This is a genomic window from Burkholderia territorii, assembly GCF_902833055.1.
GTDB classification, from domain to species: domain Bacteria; phylum Pseudomonadota; class Gammaproteobacteria; order Burkholderiales; family Burkholderiaceae; genus Burkholderia; species Burkholderia territorii.
Genome location: NZ_CADFEJ010000198.1, coordinates 1 through 215, shown reverse-complemented (window position 1 = coordinate 215; position 215 = coordinate 1). Strand labels below are relative to the sequence as shown.

General features: G+C 72.6%; 1 protein-coding gene. It reads left to right on the top strand.

Annotated features, from left to right (window positions below):
* A partial coding sequence (locus tag HW466_RS31690) for an autotransporter-associated beta strand repeat-containing protein (RefSeq protein WP_176316203.1) occupies window positions 1-215 on the top strand: 215 nt, incomplete at both ends.

The window sequence follows — 215 nt, the reverse complement described above, 5'->3', positions numbered from 1 at the left end:
GCCAGTGGCACGTATGGAGGCGTGATCGGCGGGACGGGCGGGCTGACGCTGTCGGGCACCGGCACGGAGACGCTGACGGGCGCCAATACATACACCGGCGCGACGACGATCAACAGCGGCACGCTCGCGATCGGCGCGGGCGGCAGCCTGTCCGCGACGACGCCGGTCAGCCTGACGGGTGCGGGCGCAACCTTCGACGTGAGCGGCGCGACCAC